Below are 25763 nucleotides of genomic sequence, written 5' to 3'. Positions count from 1 at the left end.
GGTCAAATGTAAGGGCGCGCGGATCCCCTGCTCCGCACCCTCCAAGCACCGCACGTGGGCGAGCTTTCCATTCAAGTGACGGCGGTGGACCCGATCGCGGTCTTCGGCGCCAACGACCAGCATCTGCGCATCATCCGCGGCTTCTTCCCGAAGCTCAACCTCGTAGCGCGTGGCGACACCTTGAAGGTGATCGGCAACGACGAGGACATCAGCGTCTTCGCCGAGCGCTTCGATCAGCTCGTGGAGCATGTGGGCCGCTACAACGAACTGCCGCGCAAGGTGCTCGACGACATCATGGGCGGCGCCCCGGACACCGAACCCAGCGCGGAGGACGCCGATGTGCTGGTGCACGGCAACGCCGGTCTCCGCGTCAAGGCCCGCACCCGCAACCAGCAGCGGCTGGTGGAGGCCGTGCGCACCCACGACATGGTGTTCGCCGTGGGGCCCGCCGGCACCGGCAAGACGTACACCGCCGTGGCCCTGGCCGTGCGCGCCCTCAAGGAGAAGCAGGTGCGCCGCATCATCCTCACCCGGCCCGCCGTGGAGGCGGGGGAGAACCTCGGCTTCCTGCCCGGCGACCTGCGCGAGAAGCTCGATCCCTACCTGCAGCCGCTCTACGATGCGCTCAAGGACATGATCCCCGCCGGCCGCCTGGCCGAGCATCTGGAGACCGGCGTCATCCAGATCGCCCCCCTGGCCTTCATGCGCGGCCGCACCCTCGACCACGCCTTCGTGATCCTCGACGAGGCCCAGAACGCCACCCTGCCCCAGCTCAAGATGTTCCTCACTCGCATGGGCCGCAACGCCAAGTTCGTCATCACCGGCGACCTCACCCAGGTGGACCTGCCCAAGCACAGCCCCAGCGGCCTGGACAAGGGCATCGGCATGTTGCGCAGCGTGGAAGGCATCGCCATCATCGAGCTCGATGAGAAGGATGTCATCCGCCACGAGCTCGTCACCAAGGTGCTCGTCGCCTTCAAGGATCAGGAGCAGCGCGACCAATCCGCTCGCACGCCATGAACACCGTCCTCGCCGGGACCCTGATGCGTTCCGAGCTCCGCCACCCGCTCATCACCCAGGTGTACCGCGGCAAGGTGCGCGACGTGTACACCCTCGCCGACGGTCGCGTCCTGCTGGTGGCCAGCGACCGCATCAGCGCCTTCGACGTGGTGCTGCCCCGCGGCATCCCGCACAAGGGCCAGGTGCTCAGCCAGCTCAGCTGGCACATGCTGGAGGCCACACGTTCCGTGGCGCCCAACTGGGCCCAGGCCTCACCCGATCCCAATGTCGTCATCGGCACCGCCTGCACCACCGTGAAGGTGGAGATGGTGGTGCGCGGTTACCTCGCCGGCCACGCCTGGCGCACCTACCAGAGCGGCGCGCGCATGCTCTGCGGGGCCGCCCTGCCCGAAGGCCTGCGGGAGAACGACCGCTTCCCCGCACCGATCATCACGCCCAGCACCAAGGCCGACGTGGGGCACGACGAGGACATCACGACGGACGAGATCCTGGCCCGCGGCCTGTGCACGCCGCAGGAGTGGGACAGCATGCAGCGATACGCCCTGGCGCTCTTCGCCGAGGGCGGCCGCATCGCCGCCGAACGCGGCCTGCTGCTGGTGGACACCAAGTACGAGTTCGGCCGCACGCCCGATGGCCGCATCCTGCTCATCGACGAGGTGCACACGCCCGACAGCAGCCGCTACTTCTACGCCGACGGCTATGCCGAGCGGCAGGCCCTCGGCGAACGCCAGAAGCAGCTCAGCAAGGAGTTCGTGCGCGAATGGCTCATCGCCGGCGGCTTCATGGGCAAGGAAGGCCAGCAGGTGCCCACCATGGACGATGCCTTCGTGCACAGCGTCACCGACCGCTACGTGGAGCTCTACGAGCGCATCACCGGCCAGGCCTTCCGGCCCGCACCCACGGAGGACATCAATGCCCGGGTGCAGCGGGCAGTGGAGGAATACCTGGGGTAGGGCGATAGGTAAGGGTACCCTTGTGCGGCATCCTTTGTATTTTCGTTGTAGGAGATCTAGCTTCACCTTGGATTTCAAGAGGTGGTTCAGTTAAGGAATCTGACTAGACCCATGAAACGCATCGTCGTCCTCCTCCATTTGCTAGGTGGAATTTCACTGATCGCACAGCACCTACCTGATCTTTACTATGAGGAGCCGAAACCGTCCATAGGTTATTGGGAAAATAAAGGGCAGGTCACAGATCCAAACGGCGGACCGATCAGTCGCGTGAAGTTTTACTCCGAAGGCGCGCAACCACGCTCTTGGCTATTGGATAGTTCGCGTGTCGCATTTTCTATGGCAATGGTCGATGATATATCTGGAACCCTGGATACCTTTACAACATCCATATGTTCGCTTCTGGTAAAGGAGCAAGGTTCCGTATGCCTCAAAGCTATGACCTTAAAGCACATCACAAGAACTTCTTTCTTGATCACACAGCTCCCAACGGGCTAATCGAAGTACATGGATATGACATCTTGCTGTACAAAGACATTTTCGAAGATATCGACCTGAAATTCTACAGTGGTAGTTCGGGCGCACGGATGACCTTTATTTGCCAACCCGGCTTCATTCCAGGAAATCTAGTTCTCGGTTTCCAAGGTCAGGATAGTCTGAACGTAGACGTGAATGGCACCCTACGGCTGTATCGCAACGGTCGGTGGCTGGAATTCCGCCAAGCCCAAGCCTACCAGGTGGACTCCTTGGGGGGCGTAGTTCCACTAAACTGGAATGCGGAGTACCAGACCAGCGGAGGCCAGGGCACGGTGTCTTTTCAGTTCGATAACTACGACCCGCACCTGCCTGTACTGCTACAGATCGGACCTGAGCCTATGGTAGACGTTAACGCTCCGGATGCCCTGTGCTGGGGCACCTATTTCGGCGGGGACGATGGCGAGCGGATCTATGCCAGCACCACTGATAGCGATGGTAACTACTACGTGGTGGGCTACTCGCTTAGTGCATTCGTCACGTTTCCCCAGACCGTCGGGATCCAGCTAGTTTCCTCCGGGGAGGCGGTCTTTCTCACCAAGTTCAGCCCGGACCACGAACTACTATGGACAGTCTACTGGGGCGGGGCCGGGGACCATACCGTGGGCTGGGGCGTGGTTGCGGAAAGCGCGCAGGAAGTCTATGTGACGGGCTATTCGGTAGACAATAGCCTGTTCAACTGGCCCCAGAGCGGGGCGTACAATGATCAGCTCGCTTCGGGGGGGCAACGCAAGGCCATTGTCGGTAAGTTCGATGGTTCCGGCAATTGCCTCTGGTCTACCTACTTCGGTGACGGAAGGGAAGCAGCCTACGGCATCGCGCTCGACGGACTGGATCGGTTACTGATCGTGGGTGAGACCGACGGAACCGGTTTGCCCATCCAGCCCATGAGCGGTGCCACAAGTTGGAGCTATACCGGTGGCACTAGGGATGGGTTCATCGCCTTATTCGGGAGCGATGACGAGCTGCTTTGGTGTACGCCGTATGGCAGCGACGAGGACGATGCCGCCACGGATGTGCGTGCCAGTGGGACCGGATTCGTGGTAGCCGGTTGGTCGGAAGGCGAAGTCACCACCGTGGACGGGGGCGCCTTTGCATACGACCAGAGCACGAATGCCGGTGGAACGGATGCGTTCCTCCTGGCCTTCAACCAGAACGCGGTGTGCACATGGGCCACACCCTTCGGTGGCGGAGGTGAGGATCTGCCGGGCACGAACAGCCTGACCATCGCTCCCAACGGTGATATCCTGCTGGTGGGCGGCACTACGAGCACAGACATGCCGATCGCACCTGGATCAGGTTGGTACGACCCTAGCAATTCCGGTCAGGCCGGATTCATCCTCCGCTTTGCTGTTAGTAGCCGACAACTTGTCTGGGGCACGTACATCAGCGGCACCGGTGAGAATGTGCTGGAATGTGTCACCACCGATGCCTTCGGCAACATCTATGTGGCAGGTTACACCGAAGACGCGACCCTTCCACTAGCCGAGCTCAACGGGGTCTATTTTCAGGATGCACTGGTCTCTGACTATCAGGGTCCCGTGCAAGAGGGGCTAGATGCTATGCTGATGGTCTTCACCCCGTCTCATGTGCTGGTCCATTCGAGCTATTTGGGAGGTGGATCGGGTATCTTTGGCGAGAACATTTGCACCCTCACCTGGCGGAACGCCCTCATCTACGCAGGAGGGCACACCTCCAAACACACGGATCAGTTCTCATTTTTTCCGCTGTACAACCCTGGCGCACCGGCCTGGTTCGATGACCTCTATTTTTATCCCAGCACAAGGGATGGGTTCCTCGTGGCCCTCTGCACCGACCTTTTCACCGGGGTTGCGGACCATGGCTCGTTCGAGACGAGCGATCAGCTGATGGTCCTCGAAACCGATCACAGGCGCTTCACGGTGTTGGGCTGGGACCCCTCGAGCCGGTCTTTGACCGTGTTCGACCCGTCCGGAAAGATCGTTCACCGGATGGCGATCAGTGCTCATCAGCGCTCTGCGACCCTGAACCTGGCGCACTTGTCACCTGGCATTTATTTGCTCCGAACTGAAGGGGCATCGTCGCGTTTGGCGCGAATCGTGTTGCGCTAAGCATTGAAGATCATGCAGACCTGGATAGGTGCGATCGCCATCGCATGCCCTGGGGTGTTGCAGGCGCAGAACAACTGGGTGGACGCAGGCATGCCGCAACTGCAGGTGCCTACGAACTGGATCTTCAGCCTTCCTGTGGATACAGGCACAGGTTCACTGTACGTGTGCGGCTATCTCCAACTCGCGTTAGGACAACCGACACTGTTGCGGTACTCCGCGGGGCAATGGGATACGTTGGGTATCTTCGACCAGGTGGTAAAGACTGCAGTACTCTGGAGGGATACGCTTATTGTAGGTGGTGTGTTCACGAGTGTTGATGGTGTGGCGGTTCAGCGTGCTGCTTGTTATGCTAATGGTCAGTGGTCACCGTATGGCTCGTTTTCGAATGGAACGATCAACAAGCTGAAGGTAATTGGGAACGAACTGTACGCTGTTGGTGCGTTTGATGAGGTAGACGCGCACACCTGCAATGGCGTAGCAAAGCGATCTGAAGGTCAATGGGTCGAGTTAAGCGTAGTTCCGGGGCTCAACTCGAACACGCAGATAATGGATATCATTTTATTTGATAACGAACCAGTAGCTTGTGGAACGCTCAACCTGAGCGACGGAACGAGGGCGATCATGAGGTATACCGGTACGGAGTGGATAGGCTTAGGCCCTGGCGTTCTTGGTGGGTTTTCCGGGCTAAAGGCCTTGGCAGTATACAACGGGGAGTTGTACGCGGCCGGATCGGTGCGCTTGTCGGATGGCAATGCCGGACATGGTATCATGCGGTGGGATGGCGATCAATGGCATGCGGTAGGTGGCCATTTGCAGGACGTCTATTGTGGTTACTCGTTCAGCGCACCGGTATATGATATGGTGGTGCATGAGGACAAGTTGTTCGTAGCAGGTGGCATTGGTTGTGCCGGTGAAGTACCCGCCGAACGCATCGCCATCTGGAATGGGGCCCAGTGGTGTGGCCTGGGCACAAGCTTCCCATTGAGCGCGACCGCGACAAGCCTGGCATTCCTTCAGGACACGCTCTATGTGGCTGTGGCCCCGGGAAACATCGTAGATGGGATACCGGTGAACGGGGTGGCTAAATGGATCGGCGGGGCGTTCGCGGATACATGTAGCACGCCGTTGGGCGTACACGAGCAAGACACTCCGGCCTTCTTTGCATCTCTACGGGTGCAGGATCATTCGGATGGTATCTTCAGTGTTAGTGGCTGGGGCGAAGCATGCCGCACGTTGACCGTGCATGATGCAACGGGTCGATGTGTGATGCGCCATGCTGTCGGCACAGATCAGCTGAGCGTCATTATTGATTTCACCCATACTGCGAAAGGCCTGTACATCCTACGCAGTGATGGACTCGGACAGCGAATGGCCAAGGTCCTCCGCTGATTGAGGGCTGCGCTCCACCCTCACGGCACCTTCTCCATGTCCTTCACGGTGTCGTATTGGGGTTCGATCACCCAGTTGCCTTTGGGATCGATGTAGCCCCAGTGCTCGCCCTGCCTGGCAGCGGCGAAGCCGTTCTTGAAGGCGCGGGCGCCTTGGAACTTGGGCTGGATGGCCCAGTTGCCGTCGGGGCCCAGGAAGCCGGTGAGCTCGCCCTGCTTGGCCTCGGCCAGCCCCTCGCTGAAGTCGCCCAGGCCGGTGGCGCCGCCGCCGGGGCGCACCTCCTTGCCCGTGCGGTCCACGTAGTACCAGGCTTCGCCGCTCTTCACCCGCGCCAGACCGCTGGTGGGGTCCATCTCCTTGGCCGCATCGAACCTGGGCTCGATCACCCACTTCCCCTGCTTGTCGATGTAGCCGACCTTCTCGCTCTTGTCCTTGGCCCAGGCCAGGCCGCCGCTGAAGTAGCCCACCGACAGGTACACCGCCGGGATCACCACCTGCTGCTCACCGTTCATGAAGCCGTGCAGCTTCTCCTTCGTCTTGAAGGGCGCCAGCCCGTCCGTGAAGCTCTTCACGTCCAGGATGCCGGCGTCCGCCACCGGGGTCTCCTTGCCCTCGGCCGTCAGGATGAAGAGCTTCTTGCCCTTCATCACCGTGCTGAGGCAGCTCTCGAAGGCGTCCACCTTGTCGTACACGGGCTGCACCGCCAGCTTGCCCTGCGTGTTCATGAAGCCCCACAGCTCGCCCACCTTCACCGGGGCCAGCCCGCAGCTGAAGCCCTGCACGTCGCCGCCGCCGAAGCTGCTGACGAGCTGAAAGGCCGGCACCTCGGTGGCCAGTCGTTCGCCCTTGGTGTTGATGAAGGCGCCGTTCTTGGTGGCGGGGTCCTGCACCGCCGCATACCCGCTCTCGGTGAAGCGGAAGCAGCCCTTGTAGGTGGGCGGCACCACCAACTCGCCGGTGCTGCTCAGGTAGCCCCAAAGCTCCTGGCCGGCGGGTTTCACCTGGGCGATGTAGCGCTGGCCGTAGGTCAGGGTGGTCACCAGCAGGGGAAGGGCGAGGGAAAGGGTGCGCATGGGTGGGTCGGTGTGGATCCGAAAGGTGGGCAGCGGAGGGGAGACGTGCAAGAGGGCGCGCGGCGGGAAAGAGGAAAGATCAAGGATCAAGGAAGAGGAATGAAGAAGGAACCCAGGGGCAAGAGCAGGAGCAGGACCAGGGGCGATGCGGCCGGTGGCCTGAGGCTAGCGGCCGGAGGCGAGCGCCCGATGGCGGGAGTGGAATGCCCTTCACGCAGAGGCGCAGAGGACGCTGGGGGGGGCAGGCGGGCGGCTGGCGGCTGGTGGCTGGTGGCGGGAGAGTGCCCTTCACGCAGAGGCGCAGAGGACGCTGAGGGGGCGAGGGTGGGCGGCTGGCGGCTGGTGGCTGGTGGCGGGAAGCGGAAAGCTGGAGGCCGGCTCAACGGGCGACGCGCTCAGCGGCTTGGGCGGCGCGCTGCTGCTCGGTCCAGGCGGCCAGGTCCATCGTGGGGTCCACGAAGGGGGCCACCATGCGGCGCTCGGTGCGCACCGGCTTGCCCTTGGCGGCCTTGCGGGGGGCGGCGGCGAAGGTGCCCTGGGCCAGGGTGAGGAAGCTCACGAGGACCAGGAGGCTGCGGAGGGTGGCGGTGCGGTTCATGGCGGGGGGGCGGGGTTCGTTGGTGACCCAAAGCAAGGCCCAGCACAGGGGGGAGCGTGAGCCCGGCCGAGCAGGTGGCGGGCGTCAGGGAGCAAGTGGCGGGCAGGAGAGCGGTAGGAGCGGGAGCAGGTGCAGGGGCAGGTGCAGGCGCAAGGGCGGGATCAGGACCAGGGGCGATGCGGCCGGTGGCTGGCGGCGGGAAGCAGGTGGCCTGCGGCGGGAGAGAAATGCCCTTCACGCAGAGGCGCAGAGGACGCTGAGGGGCCGAAGGTGGGCGGCCGGTGGCTGGTGGCGAGAAGCAGGTGGCCTGCGGCGGGAGTGGAATGCCCTTCACGCAGAGGCGCAGAGGACGCTGAGGGGGCGAAGGTGGGCGGCCGGTGGCTGGCGGCCGGCGGCGAGAGGAAGAGCCGCTCAGGCGTCATCGCGCCCCAGGCGCTCGTCCAGCACGGCGCGCAGGTCGTTCAGCAGGGTGGCCTTGTAGGGGTCGGGCTCGGCCGCGGCGGCGTTGCGCAGGCGCGTGGAGGAGGTGCGCGCCGCGCGCTCGGGCCACAGCTCCTGGTTCTCCACCACGGTGAGGCACTCGAAGCACTCCTCGGCCGTGCCGCCGATCGCCACGCCCACAAGCACCTCCAGATGGTCGCGTACATCGAGCCCGGCGTTCCACAGGGCCGACAGCACGGCCGTGCGCACCCCGGCCAAAGAGGGCTCGTCAAGGGCCGCGATCAGCTCGCGCGCCGCGTCGGGCACCTTCACCTGGTTCAACAGGTTGGTGATGCGCTGGCGGACGCCCTGGTCCCGTGCACCGGCGAGCGCATGCAGCAGGGGGCGGATGGCGCGTGCATCGCCGCGGGCCTCCACGGCCACCAAGGCACCGAGCACCTTGGCGTCGTCGGCGCTCAGCAGCGCGGCGAACACCGGCTCCATCGCAGGCTTCGCCATGGCGCTAGGCGGCGGCCAGCTGGCTCGCGAAGGGGATGGGCCGGGTGCGGCTCCGCAGCATCTCGGCCACCTCCGCATCGCTGCGGTACCGGCCGTTCAGGTCCACATAGTGCTTCGCCAGCAGGTCGTAGCGCTTGGCCATCAGCCAGAAGAACACATGCAGGAAGTGGATGCCGTCGAACACGATCGCGTCCCGCTCGGCGTACTGCGCCAGCGTCTTCTGGAAGTACGTGGGGTGCTCCGTCCAATGCATGCTGGGCTTGATGTGGTGGCTGATGTGGTAGCCGTCGTTCCAGCACTTGTGGTTGTACTTCGTGTTGATGCAGGTGATGCTGTTCCAGTAGCTGTTGGCCGGGTCCTCCGCACACAGGAAGGCATGCTGTGCCCAGTTGCCCATCATGGCCACCATGCGGAACAGCACGAAGGGGATGATGAACACCACCACGGTGGCGGGCCAATTGATGAAGCAGAGGGCCGTGCAGAAGGCGATGAAGAGCAGCTCGCCCCGGACCGCGCGGTACATCAGTCGCTTGCGCTTCTTCATGAAGAAGTAAGCCGCCAGGTGGTAGATGCCCGCGAAGAGGAAGCGCCCGAAGTAGTGGGCGAACCCGCGCACCGAGTCGCGCCGGTACGGCATCGTAGTGCTGTCGTCGTCCTCCAGGTTGTTCTCCGCGTGGTGCATGCCCACATGGTGCGCGAAGTAGGTCTCCGGCGAGTGGCCGAAGAAGGGCGCCAGCACCCAGGGGATGTAGTGGTTCAGGAACTCGTATTCCTTCTTGAAGAGCGGGCGGTGGCTCGTACAGTGCAGCATCAGCCCGAAGGGGCCCTTGTAGGTGACGTTGTTGACGTACTGGTAGGCCACCGCCGCAAGCACCCACCACCAGCCGGTGACGAAGGGCAGGTAGAGCAAGATGCCCAGCGGGATCAGCGAGAAGGTGATCCGCAGCGAGAGGTGAATGAAGGGGAGGTCCCGTTCATCCCGGATGTAGCGCAGGAAGAAACGGTCCAAGGCGTTCCAGGACGCCGGAGCCGTGTACGTGGGGTCGGTGATCGGTCCAAGCTTGACCATCGGTCCCGGCCGGCCGCTGGTGCGGTCCGCCGGAGCGCTGCGAAGGTCGGCATCGCGGGGCGTGCGCCCAAATGACCTGCGGCAGGTGCGGCCCTGAACGGCGCAGCCCCCGGCACCGGGGGCTCCACGTCCGTACGGTCAGGTGGTTCAGAGGCTCACGAAACTGCGGCGGCCCGGCTTGCGCTTGAACTTGTAGCTCACCTCCAGGCTGAAGTAGCTGATGCCGTCCGGCAGCTGGGGATTGCCGCGCGGGCTGGTCTTGGGGTCGATGGTGCCGATCGTGCCCCAGCCCGTTGGGTCGCTGATGTAGCGCGCCAGCTCCTGCTTGGAGGCGTCACCCGGATAGGTCTGGTCGATCTCGTTCCAGGTGGCATAGCGGTCGCTCACATCATCCAGTTTGTCGGTAAAGAAGCTGATGTAGGAGAACTCCAGGCCCAGGGAGATCTTGCGGGTGATCATGTAGCGCATGCCCATGCCCATGGGCACGCCGATGTGCCAAGGGCTCGTGCGCTCCAACGTGGTGCCCTCGCCGGCCGCGCTGCTGCCCTCGGTCACCCAGCTGTACAGGTCGGTCTCGTACGTGCCATCCTGCTGGATGATCTGCGCCTGGTCCTCGGGCGTGTCGCGCGGGGCGTTGCGGATGGTGCCGTCCTCCCAGAAGTGATACCGGTTGGCCATATCCTGGGCGCCGTTGAACAGGTCCGCCTTCGGACGGCCGTAGTACACGCCCACTCCGAGGTAGAAGAAGGCGAAGAAGCGCTGCTTGAAGAGCGGCTTGTACGGCTCGCGGTAGGCGTTCAGCACCAGGTGGGTGCTGAGGCCGTAGAGGTCCGTGCGGAAGTTGAGCCCGCGACGGTAGTTGCGCAGGTCGATGCCGCTCATGCCGCCCACGGGATCGGCCTCGTTGTAGCCCACGCGGTTCCAACTGAAGCGGGCCTCCGTGGTGATGGCCCGGGTGACGTAGCGCTTCTTGTTGTTCAGGAAGTCGCGGACGGTGATGGCCATGCCCGGACGCGTGCTGCCCCATTGCACCGCGCCCTCCTCGTTGCCCAGGTCGCCGAAATAGTGGGTAACGCCCTGCGATACGCCCACCTCCACGCTGCGTTGTGCGCTGGCATGGAGGGACACGGCAACAAAAAGGACGAGCAGGGTAGGGTTCCGTGTCATGCCGGACGGATAGGGTGCACCAAGTTACATGGATTAGACGGGATCCCCACCGGGGGTTGCCTGCCTGTGAAGAACCTATCGCGGGCCGAAGAGGGCCGTGCCGATGCGCACCAGGGTGCTGCCCGCCGCCTGGGCCAGGTCGGCATCGCCGCTCATGCCCATGCTCAGCGTGTCGAAGGGGCCCGGCGGACGCGTGTTCGCGGCAGCCACGGTGTCGAAGAGCTGCTTCAGGCCCTCGAACTCGCGCCGCACCTGGTCGCGGTCGTCCGTATTGCTGGCCATGCCCATCAGCCCGCGCAGGCGCAGGTGCGGCCACGCGCTCCACGGCCAGCTCCGCACCGCATCCCACAGTTCTTCCGCCGCAAGCCCGTGCTTCGTCTCCTCCCGGGCGATGTGTACCTGCAGCAGGATGTCCACCGGACGGCCCGCGGCGGCGGCGCGTTTGTCGATCTCCTCGGCCAGCCTCAGGCCGTCCACCCCGTGGATCAGGTGCACCACCGGCACCACGTGTTTCACGTTGCTGCGCTGCAGGTGGCCGATGAAGTGCCAGCGGATGTCGTCCGGCAGCTGGGGTGCTTTCTCGCGCAGCTCCTGCGGGTAGTTCTCCCCGAAATCGCGTTGGCCCAGCTCGTACAACGCACGGATCTCGTCCACCGTGCGGGTCTTGCTCACTGCCACGAGCGTAACACCCGGACGCAGCCCGGCCTTCACGGCTTGATAGCGCTCGGCGAGGGTGGAGGCCATGGGCAGAGGTCAGACGTCCTCCAGCGAGTACACGGTGAGGCCGCTGCGCAGCTTGGGCTCGATGTACGTGCTCTTGGGCGGCATGGTGCCTCCGCTGTCGGCCACGGACTTCAATTCCTCGAAGCTCACGGGTTGAAGGTGGAAGGCAGCCTCCATGGTGCCGCTGTCCACCAGCTGCTCCAGTTCGTCGATGCCATGGGTGCCGGGCACGAAGTGGATGTGCGGGTCAGTGCGCAGGTCGTGAATGCCAAGAATGGGACCCAGCACCAGTTCGCTCAACCGGGCCGGGTCCAGCTGGTCGGCCGACGGAGCCCCTGGCGGCGGTGCCGGCAGGTGCAGTGCATGCCAGCCCAGCCGGGTGCGCACGCACACCACGCCGTGCACGGTGCCGGGGCTGTCCACGGGCTCCACGCGACCCACGTGCTGTAACGCCTCCAGGAAGGCCTCGGGGCTCAACCCGTTCAGCGTGGTCACCGCCCGGTCGAAGTTGAACAGGTGCAGGTGCGTGTGCGGGAGCACGTAGGCCAGGCACCAGGCCTTCGGGTCCACATCGGTGGCGCCGCTGCCCTCGGCCAGCCGCGCGCTGCTGGCCAACCGGTGGTGACCGTCGGCGATATAGAGGGCCGGAAGCGTGGCAAAGAGCTCCTGCACGGCGTGGCGCCAGGTGGGGTCGGCCACGGCCCAGGTGCGGTGGCGCACGCCATCGCCTGTCACGAAGTCGCTGTCCGGCGCCGTGCGGGTGATGGGCGTCAGCAGGTACTCCAGGCCGCCATCGTCCGGTGCGGCCAGCAGCACCGGCTCGGCGTTGATGCCGGTGGCGTCGAGGTAGTCGGTGAAGAGCGCTTCGCGGGCGGTGAGGGTCTGTTCGTGCACCTTGATCAAGCCCTGCCGGTAGTCGGCCACGCTCACCCCGGCGATGATCCCCAGGGAGGCCACGCCCCGGTTGGTCTGCTCATACACGTAGAGGCACGGCTCGGCGTCGCGGCACAGGTAGCCCAGGTCGCAGAAGGCCTTGAACTTGAGCTGCACCCGGCGGTGACGCTCCGCGCGGGACAGGTGCGCATCGCGGCCCTGGTCGGGATGGATGACGTGCAGGAAGGTGTACGGGTTCCCGTCCAGCTTGGCCGCAAGCTGCTCGGGGGTGTACGCCACGTAGCTGCGGCTGCCCAGGCGGTGCGCCTTTTCGGGGATGGGCCGCCAGGCCCTGAACGGACGCAGGTGCAGCATGGCCTCAGGCGACCTGCACGCTGTCGCGCCAGTGCAGGATCAGCTCGGCCAGCTCGGCGCCCACACGGCCCTGAGCCTCGGCCGTGGCGGCGCCGATATGCGGGCTCAGGCTCAGGCGCGGCTCGTGGAGCAGGTCCTCGCGCGGCTCGGGTTCGTTGGTGAACACGTCCAGCGCAGCGGATCGCACGCGGCCGTCACGCAAGGCGGCCAGCAGGGCATCCTCGTCCACGCTGCCGCCGCGGGCGGTGTTCACGATCACCACGCCCGGTTTCACGCGAGCCAGCTCGGCCTCGCCCAGCACGGGCTGTCCGTCCTTCTGCGCCGGCACGTGCAGGCTGATGGCATCGGCCTGGGCGAGCAGCTCGTCCATCGTCACCATCTTCACCGGTACGCGCACCGGCAGCCCGCCGATCTCCATCTCGATGGCCTCCACGGTGGTGCGGTTGTCCACGTAGATCACCCGCATGCCGCAGCCCAGGGCGTAACGGGCCGTCCATTGCCCGATGCGGCCGAAGCCGATGATGCCCAGGGTGCGGCCTCGCACTTCGTTGCCCTTCTCACAGGCCTTCTTCAGTTCCTTGAACCGGGTGCGGCCGTCCACCGGCATGCGCCGGTTGCCCTCATGCAGGTTGCGCATCAGCCCGAAGAGGTGCGCCATCACCAGCTCGGCCACCGAGATGGACGAGGAGGCCGGGGTGTTGATCACCGGGATGCCCTTGGCCTTGGCGTGGGCGACGTCGATGTTGTCCAGCCCCACGCCGCCACGCCCGATGAGCTTCAGCCTCGGACAGGCGTCGATGAGGTCCTGCCTCACCTTGGTGGCGCTACGCACCAGCAGCACGTCCACCTTCTCCGCGTTGAGGTAGGCCTGCAGACGGTCCTGCGGGACGTGGTCGGTGGTGACGGTGAAGCCTTCTTCTTGAAGGCGATCCTTGGCGGCGGTGTCAATGCCGTCGTTGGCGTGGATGCGCATGGTCCTTATCCGTTCTTCTTCGCGAAATGGTCCATCACGTCCACCAGCACCTGCACGCTCTCGATGGGGAGCGCATTGTACATGCTGGCGCGGTAGCCGCCTACGCTGCGATGCCCGCGCAGACCACTGATCCCCGCTTCCTTCCACAGGGCGTCGAACGCCGGCTCCAGCGACGGGTCGCCCAGCACGAAGGTGGCGTTCATCACGCTGCGGTCCTCCACGGCCGTGGTGCCCTTGAACACCGGGGCCAGGCGGTCGATGGCCCCGTACAGCAGGCCGGCCTTGGCGTTGTTGCGCCTCTCGATCCCGGCCACCCCGCCCACCTTCTTCATCCACTCCATGGTGAGCATGCTCACGTACACGGCATACACCGGCGGGGTGTTGTACATGCTCTCCTTCGCGCCGTGGTTCTTCAGATCGAGCATGGGGCTCAGCTTGCGGCCCGTGTGCCCCAAGCGTTCGGGGTCGAACAGGTACACCGTGGCACCGGCAGGCCCCATGTTCTTCTGGGCACCGCCGTAGATCAGCGCGAAGTCGGACACCTTCACCGGTCGGCTGAAGATGTCGCTGCTCATGTCGCACACCACCGGCACCGGGCTCTTCGGGAACTGCTTGAACTGCGTGCCGAAGATGGTGTTGTTGCTGGTGAAGTGGAAGTATTCGGCGTCCGATGGGATCTCGAAGCCCTTGGGGATGTAGTTGAAGTTCCGGTCCTCGCTGCTGGCCACCACCACGGTGTCGCCGATGAGCTTGCTCTCCTTGATGGCGCGCGTGGCCCACTCGCCGGTGTTCACGTAGGCTGCCTTGCCGCCTGCCTTCAGGTAGTTCAGCGGCACCATGTGGAAGCCGAGGCTGGCACCCCCGCCCAGGAACACCACCTGGTAGTGGTCCGGTGCGCCGAGGAGCTCCTTCACCAGGGCCTGGGCCTTGGCCATCACGGCCTCGAACGGCTTGCTTCGGTGGCTGATCTCCAGGATGCTGAGGCCGCTACCCTCGAAGTCGAGCACGGCCTGGGCCGCCTGTTCAAAGACCTCCTGCGGCAGGATGCAGGGGCCCGCACTGTAGTTGTGGACCTTCTTGGATGTGGCGGTCAGCATGGGATCGGTCGTTGGATCGGCGGCAAAGGTAGCCGCGCGGCCCGGCGGTGCTCAGAACTTCGAGCGGCCTTCCTTGGGCGGCGCGTTCCACGGCCGCGCCATGTCCAGGTCGCGCGCGTCCACATCGCGCTCGAACCGCCACAGCCCCTTATCCCACAGGTAGGCGTCGTAGCTCAGGTCGGGACCCCGGAAGGCGGGGTCGTTCGCCAGGTCGGGCCGCATGGGGCTCAGGTGGTCGAACACGATGCGCTCGGCCCGCGGGTCGCGCTTCAGGCTCATAGTGGCCTGGGCCGCGTACCCGAACACGCGCCGCTGTGGCTTGATCCGCCGGTCGCCCTTGCCAGGGAGTTCATCCCCGGCGAACAGCGGGGCCCCGAAGCGGGGCTTGCCTCCGCGGAAGCTCAGCACCTCGATCACTTTCCGGGTCTCCACCCGGCTGTGGCCCTTCCAGCCCAGCAGGGTGTACCAGGTGCGGCCGCCCTGCTTCACCGGCACCACGTCGTAGTACAACGCCCCGTACCAGTTCTCCGGCCCCAGCTCGGTGGACTCCGGTGCGGGGATGCGCTCGGTCATGTCGCGCAGTTCGTACAGGGCCCGGCGCCGGCCGTCGTTCACCAGCAGCAGACCCTCGTAGCGATGGGTCCCGTCCGGGCGGGCCAGGTTCCAGGTGAAGAGCCTGAACCGCCCGTCGGCCGCGTCGACCGTGGTGATGGGGATGCCGGCGAAGGTGCGGTCGAACGCGTCCGGTGCGTCCAGGACCGGACGCAATGCGGCCTTCACCCGCTCGCTGATGCTGTCCTGGGCGGTCGCCGTCCGGGCATCGGCCAAGGCCCTCAGTTCGGCCGTGAGATCGCCGGGCCAGCCGTCGTGCCCCAACCCGTCCTGGCCCACCGTGGAACAGGCGATCGCCGCGCCCAAGGCGCCGAGCAGGGTCCGAAGCGACGTCCTCATCTTCCGCAGAACGGCCGGCGGGGGCACCGGCGTACGTGGCTCACAGGTGCAGGAAGGCCTTCTTGGCCAGCAGCTGCTCCTTGCTCTCCCGGTGGTCGGGGTCGTCCACGCAGCAATCCACTGGACACACGGCGGCACACTGGGGCTCATCGTGGAACCCCTGGCACTCGGTGCACTTGTCGGTGACGATGTAATACACGTCCATGGCCTTGGGCGTGTTGGCCGAATCTGCATCGTAGCTGTTGCCCATGGGCGTCGTCTGTGCGCCGTGCAGGCTGGTGCCGTCGCTCAGCCGCCACTCGGCCCCGCCCTCGTAGATGGCGTTGTTGGGGCACTCCGGTTCGCATGCACCACAGTTGATGCATTCGTCGGTGATCATGATGGCCATGGCGGTGGGCTACTTTTGGGGGCGCAAATATAGCCGGTGCACAGGGCGGAAGCAGGAGAGGAGCAAGGGCGCAGGGCGGCCTTGGAACGGACGGTGGCCGCATGGGCCCAACTGGGCCGCATCTTCGCGTTGCTCGGCGAGGACGCCCCGTGGCCGGGCCACGCCTGTGGCTTGAACGAGGCCGAGCTCGAGGTCCTGCGGTCCGCTTTTGCACATGCCCATCACCAGAACGGCTGGTTCACGCCGGAGGAGGTGCGGTACGCCGCCGGGGGCATCGCCCACCTGCTCGACCGGTCCGGGCTGGACCGCTGGCTGGCCGGTTATCCGGCGCTGGTGCAGGCCCGGGCTCCGCGCACCGTGGGCCTGATCCTGGCGGGCAACGTGCCCTTCGTGGGCCTGCACGACCTGCTATGCGTCACCCTCGCCGGCCACCGCGCCCGGGTGAAGGTGAGCGGCCAGGACGCCGGGCTCACCCGCGCCACCACCGACGCGCTGATCACCCTGTGCCCGGAACTCGCCGCCTCGGTGACCTTCGCGGAGGAGCGCCTCGGACCGGTGGACGCGGTGGTCGCCACCGGCAGCACCAACACCGCCCGCTACTTCCACCACTACTTCGGCCACCTGCCGCGCATCGTGCGCAAGGGACGGGTGAGCGTCGCGGTGCTCGATGGTACCGAGAGCGAGGCGGAGCTCGATGCGCTGGGTGAGGACGTGTTCCGCTACTTCGGCCTGGGCTGCCGCAACGTCAGCAAGGTCTTCGTGCCGGTCGACTTCGTGACGGACCGGATCTTTCAGGCCTTTTTCCGCTGGAAGGACATCGCCCACCACGCCAAGTACGCCAACAACCTGGACTACCACCGGGCCCTGTGGCTGCTGGACCGGGAGCCCTTCCTGGAGAACGGCTTCCTGCTGCTTCGCGAGACCACCGCATTGGCCAGCCCGGTGGCGGTGCTGCACCTGGAACGGTACACGGACCGGCACGTGTTGCGAACCCGACTGGCCGAGCTGGCCGATCAGGTGCAGTGTGTCGTGGGTCACGACGCCGTGCCCTTCGGAGCGGCGCAGCGGCCCGGCCCCGCCGACTACGCCGATGGCGTGGACACGGTCGCCTTCCTGCTTTCGTTGTGAGCTGCAACGGAACAGGCCCGCGCGGAGGCGGGCCTGTTCACCGGTGGAGCTGAAGGGAGTCGAACCCTCGACCTCGTCATTGCGAACGACGCGCTCTGGCCAGCTGAGCTACAGCCCCGGGGGGCGCGAATTTCGGAGATCTTTCGATCACCGCACCGGTACCTTTGCCGCATGAGCCGCGCCGCCGCCCTTCTTACCCTGGTGGGGCCCTGCGCCCTCGCCATCGCCCAGCCTCCTCCCGGCTACTACGACCCCGCCCAGGGCCTTTCAGGACCCGCGCTCCGCAGCGCCCTGGCCGGCATCATCGATGGGCACACCGTGCTGTCCAACGCCGACCTCTGGAGCGCGTTCGAGACCACGGACGACCGCCCGGACGGCTTCGTGTGGGACATCTACAGCGATGTCCCGGGCGGCACTCCGCCCTATCTGTACACCTTCGGCACCGACCAGTGCGGCACGTACAACAGCGAGGGTGATTGCTACAACCGCGAGCACACCATGCCGCAGAGCTGGTTCGGCGGCAGCGCGCCCATGGACACCGACCTTCACCACATCATGCCCACGGACGGCTGGGTGAACCAGCAACGGGGCAACCTGCCGTACGGGGAAGTGGGCGCGACCGATTGGACGGGCCAGAACGGCACCCGGGTGGGCGAGAGCAACTGGCCGGGCTACAGCGGCACGGTCTGCGAGCCCATCGATGCCTTCAAGGGCGATGTGGCCCGCATGTACTTCTACATGATGACGCGCTATGTGGGCCAAGTGGGCGGATGGAGCTCACCGATGATCCAGGGCGGCGACCTCAGCTCGTGGTCCGAAAGCCTGCTGCTCGCCTGGCATTCCGCCGATCCCGTGAGCACCAAGGAGGTGGACCGGAACAATGCGATCTACGCCCTACAGGGCAACCGCAACCCGTTCATCGACAACCCGGCCTGGGTCTCCAGCCTGTGGGGGCCTGTCGCGTCTATTGAGCCTGAGCTTGATGAGTTTTATGTTACTGTAATTCAAAGGATTGAATCGCTTCATTTGAAGCGATCGGGAGCCGAGGTGTCGCAGGTGCGGCTGCTGGATGCGGCAGGTCGGACGGTGGTCGACCAGGCATGGTCCACGAGCGAAGTGCACCTGCCCCTTCCCGGCGGTGGACCGCTGTTGCTCGAAGTGCGTTCGCCGCGCGGGCGAAGGGTCTGGCGGCTGATGCCGTAGGCCAGGTTCACACCTTCCGGGGACGTCGGGGGCGCGGAGCGCTCGTGGTCCGTGGCGCGCGCGGCCCCTGCCCGCCGGGGCGTGGCTTCACCGTGGCGTGCTGGCGGGCCAGCAGGGTCACCTCCTTTTCGGAAAGGTGGCGCCAGTGTCCTCGGGACAGTTCCTTCTTGGTGAGGCCGGCGAACATCACGCGGTCCAGCTTCACCACCTCGTAGCCGAGCGCCTCGAACATGCGGCGCACCACCCGGTTGCGGCCCATGTGCAGCTTGAGGCCGACCTCGCGCTTGCCGCTGTCCTCCACGAAACTGGCCTCCACAGCGTGCGCCGGACCATCGTCCAGATGCACGCCCTTCACTAGCTGCTCCAGGTCCGCCTTGGTCATCGCCTTGTCCAGGGTGGCGTGATAGATCTTCTCCGCCCCGTGGCTGGGGTGCGTCAACCGCTTGGCCAGGTCGCCGTCGTTGGTGAGCAGCAGCACCCCCGTGGTGTTGCGGTCCAGCCGTCCCACAGGGTACAGGCGCTCGGAACAGGCCGAGGCCACCAGGTTCATCACCGTGCGCCGTTCCTGCGGGTCGTCCGTGGTGGTGATGAAGTCCTTCGGCTTGTTCAGCAGCACGTAGCGCTTCTGCTCCATGCTGAGCCGCTGCCCCCCGAAGTGAACCTTGTCCTCGGGGCGCACCTTGGTGCCCAGCTCGGTCACCACCTTCCCGTTCACGGTGACGGCGCCGGAGGCGATGAGATCATCCGCTTCGCGGCGGCTGCCGACCCCGGCCTGCGCCAGGTAGCGGTTCAGCCGCACCAGACCCTCGTTGGCCGGGTTGGGCAGGGCGAAGCGGTTGCTGCGTTCGCCCTTGCGGAACGGCTTGCGGGCTTCAGGGTCGTTCGCGGATACACGGCTCACCGGCGGACGGCGGTCCACCGGGCGGTCGCTCCAGCCCCGACCCCGGCCACGACTGGCGGGGGACCTTTCCCCACGCGGCGCGGAACGGCGGTCGTCGCGGTCCCGATCGCTGCGCGGCGCTGCCTCCCGTGACGGGCGTGATGTGCGGTCCTCACGGTCATAGCGGCCAGGTCGTTCACCTCGGCCTTCGCCGCCCCGATAGCTGCGGCCTGCACCCGAGGTGCGTTGCGGACGTGGACCGCCGGAGCGCGGGGAACGGCGATCCGAACGGTCGCCCTGCGGCCGTTCACCGTCGTCGCTGCGCCGCGGACCCCGGTCGTCCTCGCGCCAAGCGGGCCGATCGCCCCCGGAGCGCGGTCGGGAAGTCCCTCTGGTGGGTCGTTCCGTGCGTTGGTCACGCCCTCCACGGTCGGAAACCGGGCCCCGCCGGGGGCCTGCTGAGCGTTCGTCCCTGCGCCCCGGCCGCTGTTCCCGGTCCTCACGATCCCCGCGGGGGCGATCGCTTCCACCCCGGCGGTCCGCGGAGGCGCCACGCCCTGTGCCGCTGCGGGGGGGGCGCTCGTCGGAACGGGCGCTTCGGCGCGGTCCGGACCCCTTGTCGCTGCGATCGTCGCGGCGCCCGGGGCGCGCATCATCGGGTCGGCCACGGCGCGGGCCCTTCGTCGGTCTCTTCATCGGGGGTGGGGTAGAAGGCGTCCTCCAGGTGTTCGATGCGGGGGGCGGCGCCATCCATCCACACCGTGATGATGTCGAAGCGCACCGCGATGTCCTCGCCGAGGGCGTCAAGATAGGCTTCCGCCGCACGGTACAGGTTGCGTTGCTTCGCCGGCCCTACCGCATCGGCCGGTCCGTCGTACCGGTCGCTGCGGCGTGTCTTCACCTCCACGATCACCAGGGTCCGGCCGTGGCGTGCTACGATGTCGACCTCTAGCCGGCCATGCCTCCAGTTGCGCGCCTCGATGCGATAGCCCCGCTGCTCAAGCCAATGGCACGCGGCTTGCTCCCCCTCGGCCCCGGTGCGCAGATGCATCGCCATCAGTAACCGTCCGCTGTGCGTAACCTACCCCGACCCCGCTCGTTGAAGGGGTTGAAATTCGGAGATCTTCGCTCCACTTGGAGCCTCACTTGGACAACCGATCCCCATGAAAACCTACGTACGTCCCCTTGCCCTCATGGCCCTGGCCGCCGCTCCGCTCTTCGCTGCGGCCCAGGCCTTTGAAGGGGTGGTCGAGTTCACCAAGACCACAGGACCCGTGGTCACCTCCTACAAGTACTTCGTCAAGGGCGATCACGTCCGCATCGAGGAGATCAACGCCCGCGGTGAGGTGCAGGGCATCATGCTGGTGGACAACCGCGATAAGACCGTGGTGGCCCTCAGCCTGGACCGCAAACTGTACATGGACGTGCCGAACATGCGGTTGCCCAAGGATGTGGAGACCAGCGTGGAGAAGTCCGGTGAGCTGAAGGACCTGGCCGGCTACAAGTGCGAGAAGTGGGTGGTGAAAGGCCCCAAGGAGGACCGGGTGATCACCTACTGGGTGGCCGCCGACGAGTTCAACTTCTTCGTATCGATGTTGGAGACCCTGAACCGCAAGGAGGAGTCGGCGCTCTTCTTCCTGGACGTGCCGGGCAACAAAGGGCTCTTCCCCATGATGGCCGTGGAGAACAAGATGGACGGCGCGGAGGTGAGCCGCCTGGAGGTGACCAAGGTGACCAAGGGCGTGCAGAAGCCCGGTCTGTTCGAGATCCCGCCGGGCTTCAACAAGTTCGAGCGGAATTAGTGGGCAACGCTCCCACATCGTGGACCCGAACATGTAGCGTCGACCCACCGGGTCGACCTACTTGTTTGTGGGCGGCCCGATCCTGATCAAGCGGTTCCTCGGTCGACGTAAGAGATCGACGCACCGTCTGCAGTAACGCTGAGCTTCACCGTAGCGCTCAGTACTAGCGCCCGGTTGTCATCGATGTGGCCGGCAGGGAAGCCGTAGCAAACGGGGAAGTCCGCATCCCCCAGCGCATCGGCGATGATCCGCTCGGCGGTCTTGCCGAACGGGTCCTCCGGGTTCTTGTCGCGCATGTCGCTCATGCCACCCACGATGAGCCCGGCCAGTTCCTTGAACCAGCCCGCCAGCCGCAGGTTCTGCACCATGCGGTCCACGTGGTAGAGCAGCTCGTCGAGGTCCTCCATGAACAGGATCTTGCCGCGCGGGTCGATGTCGTAGGGCGTGCCGCGCAGGGCGTAGAGCATGGAGAGGTTGCCGCCGATCAATACCCCTTCACATTGTCCAATTCGTGGAGTGGCGAGTGGCGAGTGGCGAGTAGCGAGTGTTGTCGAGCCTACTCGCCACTCGCTACTCGTTACTCGCCACTCGCTGCTCGTTACTCGCCACTCCTCCCCGAACAGCGCGGCCCGCAGCGTATCCCGCGTGGCCTCCGTCTTCGCCCCGATGTGGAAGGGCATCTGCGCGTGGAGGCTGGCGATGCCGATGTTGTGCAGGGCGTTGTGCAGCACGGTGATGTCGCTGAAGCCCACGATCCACTTGGGGTCGCGGCGGAGCTTGGAAAGGTCCAGGTGGTCGAGCAGATGTACGGTGCCGTAGCCGCCGCGGGCGCACCAGATGGCGCGGACTGTTGGGTCATCGAGCGCGGCCTGCAGGTCAGCGGCGCGTTCCTCGGCGGTGCCCGCCTGCTGGAAGTGCTTGCGGCCGATGCCCGCGCCCAGCTTCACCTTCAGACCCCAGCTTTCGGCCAGCGCGATGCCATCGCGCAGCTCTTCTACCGTGATGGCGCGGGCCGTGGGCACGATGGCGATGGTGTCGCCGGGGCGCAGGGCCGGCGGGAGGAGCAGGGGCATGGCGCGAAGGTCAGCAGGAACGCGCAGGTGCCCAAGGATCACGGGCGTGCGTGGATGGGTCGGGCAGCTAACGGGCCGCAGCTAAACGCCGGCAGGTTATCCGGGACCTGCCTTCGATACAGCGACCTTCAAGTTTAACGATTCCCATTCGATCGGAGCGCTGAGTGCCTGCTGGCGTTTAGGTGCTGTTATCGTTTGTTCAGTTACTCGTTATACCTATTCCCTTTACCTAAATTGCAAGACTCGCAAGTCGTTTGCAAGTTTTCAATTGTAGTTTTACCTTCTTTCGAGAAAGGAGTAATATGATCCACATGCAGCTTGCAATCCAAACTCGTTGCTGGGCTCAAACCGCACTTTATACATCTAAACCGATCTCTAGATAGAACAGCATACCGCATACCCAAGCTAATACCCCTTGTATCCTTTTTCTTATTAACACTGATATCTCGTATTATTATTTTTGGCTCAATCGGCTCCTCACTTATGACCACATCACCATTTGCATAAGCGATGAATGATAAGAGTGCATTCGACCATTTACCCCATTTCCGCTCGTATGCTCCAGATGAGATTCGAGAAGGCGGGGAATCCATTTCATCATATTTCGGTTGTCTGCCATAATGAGTCCACACTTCTAATAAGTTCTCATAATACTCTATTTCCGAGTATCTCTTCGCCATCTTCACTGTATTCAATCCAGCGGCGGCAAGTCCAAGAGACCAACTACCAAATCGTCTGGTAATGGCCGAAGAACTGAAAGCTGAGTTACTATTAAAATCAGTTTGGGATAACTCACTCTTCTCCAATACTTCTGCTACTCTTCGCAACTCTTGAATCAGTTCTTCATTTGAAAGATTTTTGGCAATCTGCCTTGTCATCTTATCAGATACAGTCTTGCCTGAATATCTATGGCCTAAACCACATTTGGTTAAGACAGCTTCCCACCCACCGAATCGTTTTTTTAAGTGGCTTGCTGAAATTTTCGAGAACTCATCAAACTTCTTCCCTGTAATGTAAGGGTCCTGTATCAGTCCCGATACGCGAATAATTTCATCGATTATCTCTTGTTCCGATGACCCTCTTTGCAAGCGTTTGAGTTCAAACTTCATCTATCGTTCATTGTTGTATTGAATAACCGATAACTGTGGATATACGAACCTGTTTCGCATATCCCCCCGCTGCGGGCTGGATATACGCACCTCTGCACATGGGTCGGAGGCTGGGCCATGGTCGCGCTTCTGTGTCGAAGATAGGAGCAAGCTCGGGCCTTGTGCGTTCCCTGTCCCTCCCGCCGCCCTTCGGTACCTTCGCGGGCCAAGTCCTGGACCGTGAAGGAGATCCAACGCCACACCATCACCGCCGCCCTGCCCTACGCCAACGGGCCGCTGCACATCGGCCACATCGCCGGGGCCTACCTGCCCGCCGACATCTTCGTACGCAGCCTGCGCCAGCGCGGCAAGGAAGTGCTCTTCATCTGCGGCAGCGACGAGCACGGCGCGGCCATCACCATCCGTGCGATGAAGGAGGGCACCACGCCGCGCGCCATCGTGGACACCTACCACGCGCTGATGGGCCAGGCCTTCCAGGACTTCGGCATCCACTTCGACATCTACGACCGCACCAGCAGCGAGCTGCACCGCGAGACCTCGCAGGGTTTCTTCCTGAAGCTGCTGGAGAATGGCGCCTTCAGTGTGCAGGAGGAGCAGCAGTACTTTGACGAGGAGGCGAAGCAGTTCCTGGCCGACCGCTACATCATGGGCACGTGCCCCACCTGCGGAAACCCCGATGCCTACGGCGACCAGTGCGAGAAGTGCGGCAGCGCGCTCAGCCCCAGGGACCTGATCGACCCGCGCAGCACCCTCAGCGGCGCCAAGCCCGTGCTGAAGCCCACGCAGCACTGGTACCTGAAGATGGACGAGGCCCAGCAATGGGTCGACACTTGGATCAACACGGGCGTGCTGGATGGCTCGCCCCACCACGACCCCAGGGAGTGGAAGGCCAGCGTGCTGGGCCAGTGCAACAGTTGGCTGAAGGATGGCCTGCGTCCCCGCGCCATGACGCGCGACCTGGACTGGGGCGTGCCCGTGCCGCTGCCCGGCGCCGAAGGCAAGGTGCTCTACGTGTGGCTCGACGCGCCCATCGGCTACATCAGCGCCACCAAGCGCTGGGCCAGGGAACACAATATCGATTGGGAGAAGTGGTGGAAAGCGGACGATACCCGCCTCATCCACTTCATCGGCAAGGACAACATCGTCTTCCACGCCATCATCTTCCCGATCCTGCTGAAGCTCCACGGCGGCTATGTGCTTCCGCAGAACGTGCCGGCCAATGAGTTCCTCAACCTCGAGGGAAGGAAGATCAGCACCAGCCGAAACTGGGCGGTGTGGCTGCACGAGTACCTGGAGCGCTGGCCGGGACGGCAGGACGAGCTGCGCTATTGCCTGGCCACCATCATCCCCGAACAGAAGGACAGCGAGTTCACGTGGAAGGATTTCCAGGACAAGAACAACAACGAGCTCGTGGCCATCATCGGCAACTTCGTGCAGCGCGTGTTCGTACTGTGCCACAAGTACTACGACGGCCAGGCGCCCGCGGCCGGGGAGAAGCTCGACATGGATGTGGCGCTCTGGAGCGCGGTGCACGGCAGTGCAGAGGAGGTGGCGAAGCACATCGACCACTTCCGCCTGCGCGATGCGCTGGGCAGCGCCATGAACGTGGCCCGCGCGGGCAACAAGTACCTCAGCGACAACGAGCCGTGGAAGCTGGAGAGGACCGATCCGGAGCGCACGCGCACCATCCTGGCCAACAGCCTCAACGTGGCCGCGGTGCTCAGCATCGTGCTGGAGCCCTTCCTGCCGCACACCGCCGCGAAGCTGCGCCGCATGCTCGGCATCGCTGCGCTGCCGTGGAGCGAGGCCTTCCGCAGTGACCTGATCGGTGCCGGCCAGGAGCTGGGCAAGCCGGAGCACCTCTTCAAGCCGATCACCGACACGGAGATCCAGCCGGAGATCGAGCGGCTCCACGCAACTGAGCGTGCAACAGGCGTCCCTCCTGTTGTGAAAGCATCTGCAACAGGCGGGACGCCTGTTGCAGATGCGAAGCCGAACATCACCTTCGACGACTTCGCCAAGCTCGACCTGCGCGTGGGCACCATCGTGGCGGCGGAGCGCGTGCCGAAGGCCGACAAGCTGCTGAAGCTGGCCATCGACATCGGGGAGGCGCAGCCGCGCACCGTGGTCAGTGGCATCGCCATGCACTATGCGCCGGAGCAGCTGCCCGGTCAGCAGGTGGTGCTGGTGGCCAACCTGGAGCCGCGCAAGATGCGCGGGGTGGAGAGCCAGGGCATGGTGCTGATGGCCGAGGACGCCGCCGGCAAGCTGGTGTTCGTGCAGCCGAAGGACGCGATCGGGCCGGGGGCGGAGGTGCGGTGAACGCTTCCCGAAGGATGCAGGGGGCGTGCGCGTCCCG

General features: G+C 64.6%; 24 protein-coding genes and 1 tRNA gene. 9 read left to right on the top strand and 16 right to left on the bottom strand.

All coding sequences use genetic code 11. The annotated features are described in order from the left end of the window. Positions 1–54 precede the first annotated feature (54 nt). The 5 genes from IPJ87_06715 (at position 55) to IPJ87_06695 (ending at position 5983) form a co-directional block, all read left to right on the top strand. The gene (locus tag IPJ87_06715) at positions 55–1020 is read left to right on the top strand and encodes a PhoH family protein (GenBank protein ID MBK7941552.1); all 966 of its coding nucleotides are present in this window, start codon (positions 55–57) and stop codon (positions 1018–1020) included. A 23-nt stretch (positions 1021–1043) separates the two neighbouring features. Continuing rightward, positions 1044–1973, top strand: a complete 930-nt coding sequence (locus tag IPJ87_06710) for a phosphoribosylaminoimidazolesuccinocarboxamide synthase (GenBank protein MBK7941551.1) — start codon at positions 1044–1046, stop codon at positions 1971–1973. Positions 1974–2084: 111 nt separating this feature from the next. Continuing rightward, entirely contained in the window at positions 2085–2468 is a 384-nt protein-coding gene (locus IPJ87_06705) for a hypothetical protein (protein ID MBK7941550.1), read from the top strand. Positions 2469–2491: 23 nt separating this feature from the next. Continuing rightward, entirely contained in the window at positions 2492–4594 is a 2103-nt protein-coding gene (locus IPJ87_06700; protein ID MBK7941549.1) for a T9SS type A sorting domain-containing protein, read from the top strand. A gap of 12 nt (positions 4595–4606) precedes the next feature. Next, entirely contained in the window at positions 4607–5983 is a 1377-nt protein-coding gene (locus IPJ87_06695; protein MBK7941548.1) for a hypothetical protein, read from the top strand. 20 nt (positions 5984–6003) lie between these two features. Here the strand turns inward: IPJ87_06695 and IPJ87_06690 are convergent, their stop codons facing one another. The 11 genes from IPJ87_06690 to IPJ87_06640 form a co-directional block, all read right to left on the bottom strand. Next, positions 6004–7056, bottom strand: a complete 1053-nt coding sequence (locus IPJ87_06690; protein MBK7941547.1) for a WG repeat-containing protein — start codon at positions 7054–7056, stop codon at positions 6004–6006. A gap of 379 nt (positions 7057–7435) precedes the next feature. Further along, positions 7436–7654: a hypothetical protein gene (locus tag IPJ87_06685; GenBank protein MBK7941546.1), complete on the bottom strand. Its 219-nt coding sequence runs from the start codon at positions 7652–7654 to the stop codon at positions 7436–7438. Between the two features lie 411 nt (positions 7655–8065). Next, positions 8066–8593: a HEAT repeat domain-containing protein gene (locus tag IPJ87_06680; protein MBK7941545.1), complete on the bottom strand. Its 528-nt coding sequence runs from the start codon at positions 8591–8593 to the stop codon at positions 8066–8068. 4 nt (positions 8594–8597) lie between these two features. Further along, positions 8598–9662 carry a fatty acid desaturase gene (locus tag IPJ87_06675; GenBank protein ID MBK7941544.1) on the bottom strand — a complete coding sequence of 355 codons (1065 nt, stop codon included), beginning with the start codon at positions 9660–9662 and terminating at the stop codon, positions 8598–8600. Between the two features lie 147 nt (positions 9663–9809). Beyond that, positions 9810–10829, bottom strand: a complete 1020-nt coding sequence (locus IPJ87_06670; GenBank protein ID MBK7941543.1) for a hypothetical protein — start codon at positions 10827–10829, stop codon at positions 9810–9812. 75 nt (positions 10830–10904) lie between these two features. After that, positions 10905–11573 (bottom strand): YggS family pyridoxal phosphate-dependent enzyme, encoded by a 669-nt coding sequence (locus IPJ87_06665; GenBank protein MBK7941542.1) that lies wholly within the window; start codon positions 11571–11573, stop codon positions 10905–10907. A 9-nt stretch (positions 11574–11582) separates the two neighbouring features. Beyond that, a complete protein-coding gene (locus IPJ87_06660) occupies positions 11583–12800 on the bottom strand; it encodes a DUF1015 domain-containing protein (GenBank protein MBK7941541.1) in 1218 nt (405 codons plus the stop codon). Between the two features lie 4 nt (positions 12801–12804). Further along, positions 12805–13773 carry a D-2-hydroxyacid dehydrogenase gene (locus IPJ87_06655; GenBank protein MBK7941540.1) on the bottom strand — a complete coding sequence of 323 codons (969 nt, stop codon included), beginning with the start codon at positions 13771–13773 and terminating at the stop codon, positions 12805–12807. Between the two features lie 5 nt (positions 13774–13778). Next, complete coding sequence (gene serC / locus IPJ87_06650; GenBank protein ID MBK7941539.1) at positions 13779–14870, bottom strand: 3-phosphoserine/phosphohydroxythreonine transaminase; 1092 nt, start codon at positions 14868–14870, stop codon at positions 13779–13781. Positions 14871–14921: 51 nt separating this feature from the next. Next, the gene (locus tag IPJ87_06645) at positions 14922–15821 is read right to left on the bottom strand and encodes a hypothetical protein (GenBank protein ID MBK7941538.1); all 900 of its coding nucleotides are present in this window, start codon (positions 15819–15821) and stop codon (positions 14922–14924) included. A gap of 40 nt (positions 15822–15861) precedes the next feature. Beyond that, entirely contained in the window at positions 15862–16209 is a 348-nt protein-coding gene (locus IPJ87_06640) for a 4Fe-4S dicluster domain-containing protein (GenBank protein ID MBK7941537.1), read from the bottom strand. A gap of 36 nt (positions 16210–16245) precedes the next feature. Here IPJ87_06640 and IPJ87_06635 point away from each other — a divergent pair, with 36 nt between their 5' ends. Further along, positions 16246–17337, top strand: a complete 1092-nt coding sequence (locus IPJ87_06635; GenBank protein ID MBK7941536.1) for an acyl-CoA reductase — start codon at positions 16246–16248, stop codon at positions 17335–17337. 44 nt (positions 17338–17381) lie between these two features. On the opposite strand, the gene IPJ87_06630 is transcribed toward IPJ87_06635, so the two are convergent. Next, positions 17382–17455 (bottom strand) — tRNA-Ala (locus IPJ87_06630). A gap of 53 nt (positions 17456–17508) precedes the next feature. Here IPJ87_06630 and IPJ87_06625 point away from each other — a divergent pair. Then, positions 17509–18540 (top strand): endonuclease, encoded by a 1032-nt coding sequence (locus tag IPJ87_06625; GenBank protein MBK7941535.1) that lies wholly within the window; start codon positions 17509–17511, stop codon positions 18538–18540. Between the two features lie 7 nt (positions 18541–18547). On the opposite strand, the gene IPJ87_06620 is transcribed toward IPJ87_06625, so the two are convergent. Then, positions 18548–20116 carry an RNA-binding S4 domain-containing protein gene (locus IPJ87_06620; protein ID MBK7941534.1) on the bottom strand — a complete coding sequence of 523 codons (1569 nt, stop codon included), beginning with the start codon at positions 20114–20116 and terminating at the stop codon, positions 18548–18550. Beyond that, entirely contained in the window at positions 20073–20477 is a 405-nt protein-coding gene (locus tag IPJ87_06615; GenBank protein MBK7941533.1) for a YraN family protein, read from the bottom strand. Before IPJ87_06615 ends, IPJ87_06620 begins: the two co-directional genes overlap by 44 nt. A gap of 106 nt (positions 20478–20583) precedes the next feature. Here IPJ87_06615 and IPJ87_06610 point away from each other — a divergent pair, with 106 nt between their 5' ends. Then, a complete protein-coding gene (locus tag IPJ87_06610; protein MBK7941532.1) occupies positions 20584–21222 on the top strand; it encodes a DUF4412 domain-containing protein in 639 nt (212 codons plus the stop codon). Positions 21223–21308: 86 nt separating this feature from the next. Here the strand turns inward: IPJ87_06610 and IPJ87_06605 are convergent, their stop codons facing one another. Both IPJ87_06605 and IPJ87_06600 read right to left on the bottom strand, forming a co-directional pair. Continuing rightward, the gene (locus IPJ87_06605) at positions 21309–22289 is read right to left on the bottom strand and encodes an LD-carboxypeptidase (GenBank protein MBK7941531.1); all 981 of its coding nucleotides are present in this window, start codon (positions 22287–22289) and stop codon (positions 21309–21311) included. A 209-nt stretch (positions 22290–22498) separates the two neighbouring features. Further along, positions 22499–23404, bottom strand: coding sequence for an HNH endonuclease (locus tag IPJ87_06600; protein MBK7941530.1), 906 nt, complete (start codon positions 23402–23404; stop codon positions 22499–22501). A gap of 219 nt (positions 23405–23623) precedes the next feature. Here IPJ87_06600 and metG point away from each other — a divergent pair, with 219 nt between their 5' ends. Next, entirely contained in the window at positions 23624–25726 is a 2103-nt protein-coding gene (gene metG / locus IPJ87_06595) for a methionine--tRNA ligase (protein MBK7941529.1), read from the top strand. Positions 25727–25763 lie beyond the last annotated feature (37 nt).

This window comes from Flavobacteriales bacterium (assembly GCA_016713875.1).
Lineage (GTDB): Bacteria > Bacteroidota > Bacteroidia > Flavobacteriales_F > PHOS-HE28 > PHOS-HE28.
The sequence above is the reverse complement of the archived record's forward strand: the minus strand, read 5'-3'. Positions and strand labels throughout refer to the sequence as shown.

Bases quoted from the DNA above. Each gene is read 5' to 3' on its own strand.
- IPJ87_06710 (MBK7941551.1), top strand. From the start codon at position 1,044: ATGCGTTCCGAGCTCCGCCACCCGCTCATCACCCAGGTGTACCGCGGC.
- IPJ87_06705 (MBK7941550.1), top strand. From the start codon at position 2,085: ATGAAACGCATCGTCGTCCTCCTCCATTTGCTAGGTGGAATTTCACTG.
- IPJ87_06695 (MBK7941548.1), top strand. From the start codon at position 4,607: ATGCAGACCTGGATAGGTGCGATCGCCATCGCATGCCCTGGGGTGTTG.
- IPJ87_06690 (MBK7941547.1), bottom strand. From the start codon at position 7,056: ATGCGCACCCTTTCCCTCGCCCTTCCCCTGCTGGTGACCACCCTGACC.
- IPJ87_06685 (MBK7941546.1), bottom strand. From the start codon at position 7,654: ATGAACCGCACCGCCACCCTCCGCAGCCTCCTGGTCCTCGTGAGCTTC.
- IPJ87_06680 (MBK7941545.1), bottom strand. From the start codon at position 8,593: ATGGCGAAGCCTGCGATGGAGCCGGTGTTCGCCGCGCTGCTGAGCGCC.
- IPJ87_06675 (MBK7941544.1), bottom strand. From the start codon at position 9,662: ATGGTCAAGCTTGGACCGATCACCGACCCCACGTACACGGCTCCGGCG.
- IPJ87_06670 (MBK7941543.1), bottom strand. From the start codon at position 10,829: ATGACACGGAACCCTACCCTGCTCGTCCTTTTTGTTGCCGTGTCCCTC.
- IPJ87_06665 (MBK7941542.1), bottom strand. From the start codon at position 11,573: ATGGCCTCCACCCTCGCCGAGCGCTATCAAGCCGTGAAGGCCGGGCTG.
- IPJ87_06660 (MBK7941541.1), bottom strand. From the start codon at position 12,800: ATGCTGCACCTGCGTCCGTTCAGGGCCTGGCGGCCCATCCCCGAAAAG.
- IPJ87_06655 (MBK7941540.1), bottom strand. From the start codon at position 13,773: ATGCGCATCCACGCCAACGACGGCATTGACACCGCCGCCAAGGATCGC.
- serC (MBK7941539.1), bottom strand. From the start codon at position 14,870: ATGCTGACCGCCACATCCAAGAAGGTCCACAACTACAGTGCGGGCCCC.
- IPJ87_06645 (MBK7941538.1), bottom strand. From the start codon at position 15,821: ATGAGGACGTCGCTTCGGACCCTGCTCGGCGCCTTGGGCGCGGCGATC.
- IPJ87_06640 (MBK7941537.1), bottom strand. From the start codon at position 16,209: ATGGCCATCATGATCACCGACGAATGCATCAACTGTGGTGCATGCGAA.
- IPJ87_06625 (MBK7941535.1), top strand. From the start codon at position 17,509: ATGAGCCGCGCCGCCGCCCTTCTTACCCTGGTGGGGCCCTGCGCCCTC.
- IPJ87_06620 (MBK7941534.1), bottom strand. From the start codon at position 20,116: ATGAAGAGACCGACGAAGGGCCCGCGCCGTGGCCGACCCGATGATGCG.
- IPJ87_06615 (MBK7941533.1), bottom strand. From the start codon at position 20,477: ATGGCGATGCATCTGCGCACCGGGGCCGAGGGGGAGCAAGCCGCGTGC.
- IPJ87_06610 (MBK7941532.1), top strand. From the start codon at position 20,584: ATGAAAACCTACGTACGTCCCCTTGCCCTCATGGCCCTGGCCGCCGCT.
- IPJ87_06600 (MBK7941530.1), bottom strand. From the start codon at position 23,404: ATGAAGTTTGAACTCAAACGCTTGCAAAGAGGGTCATCGGAACAAGAG.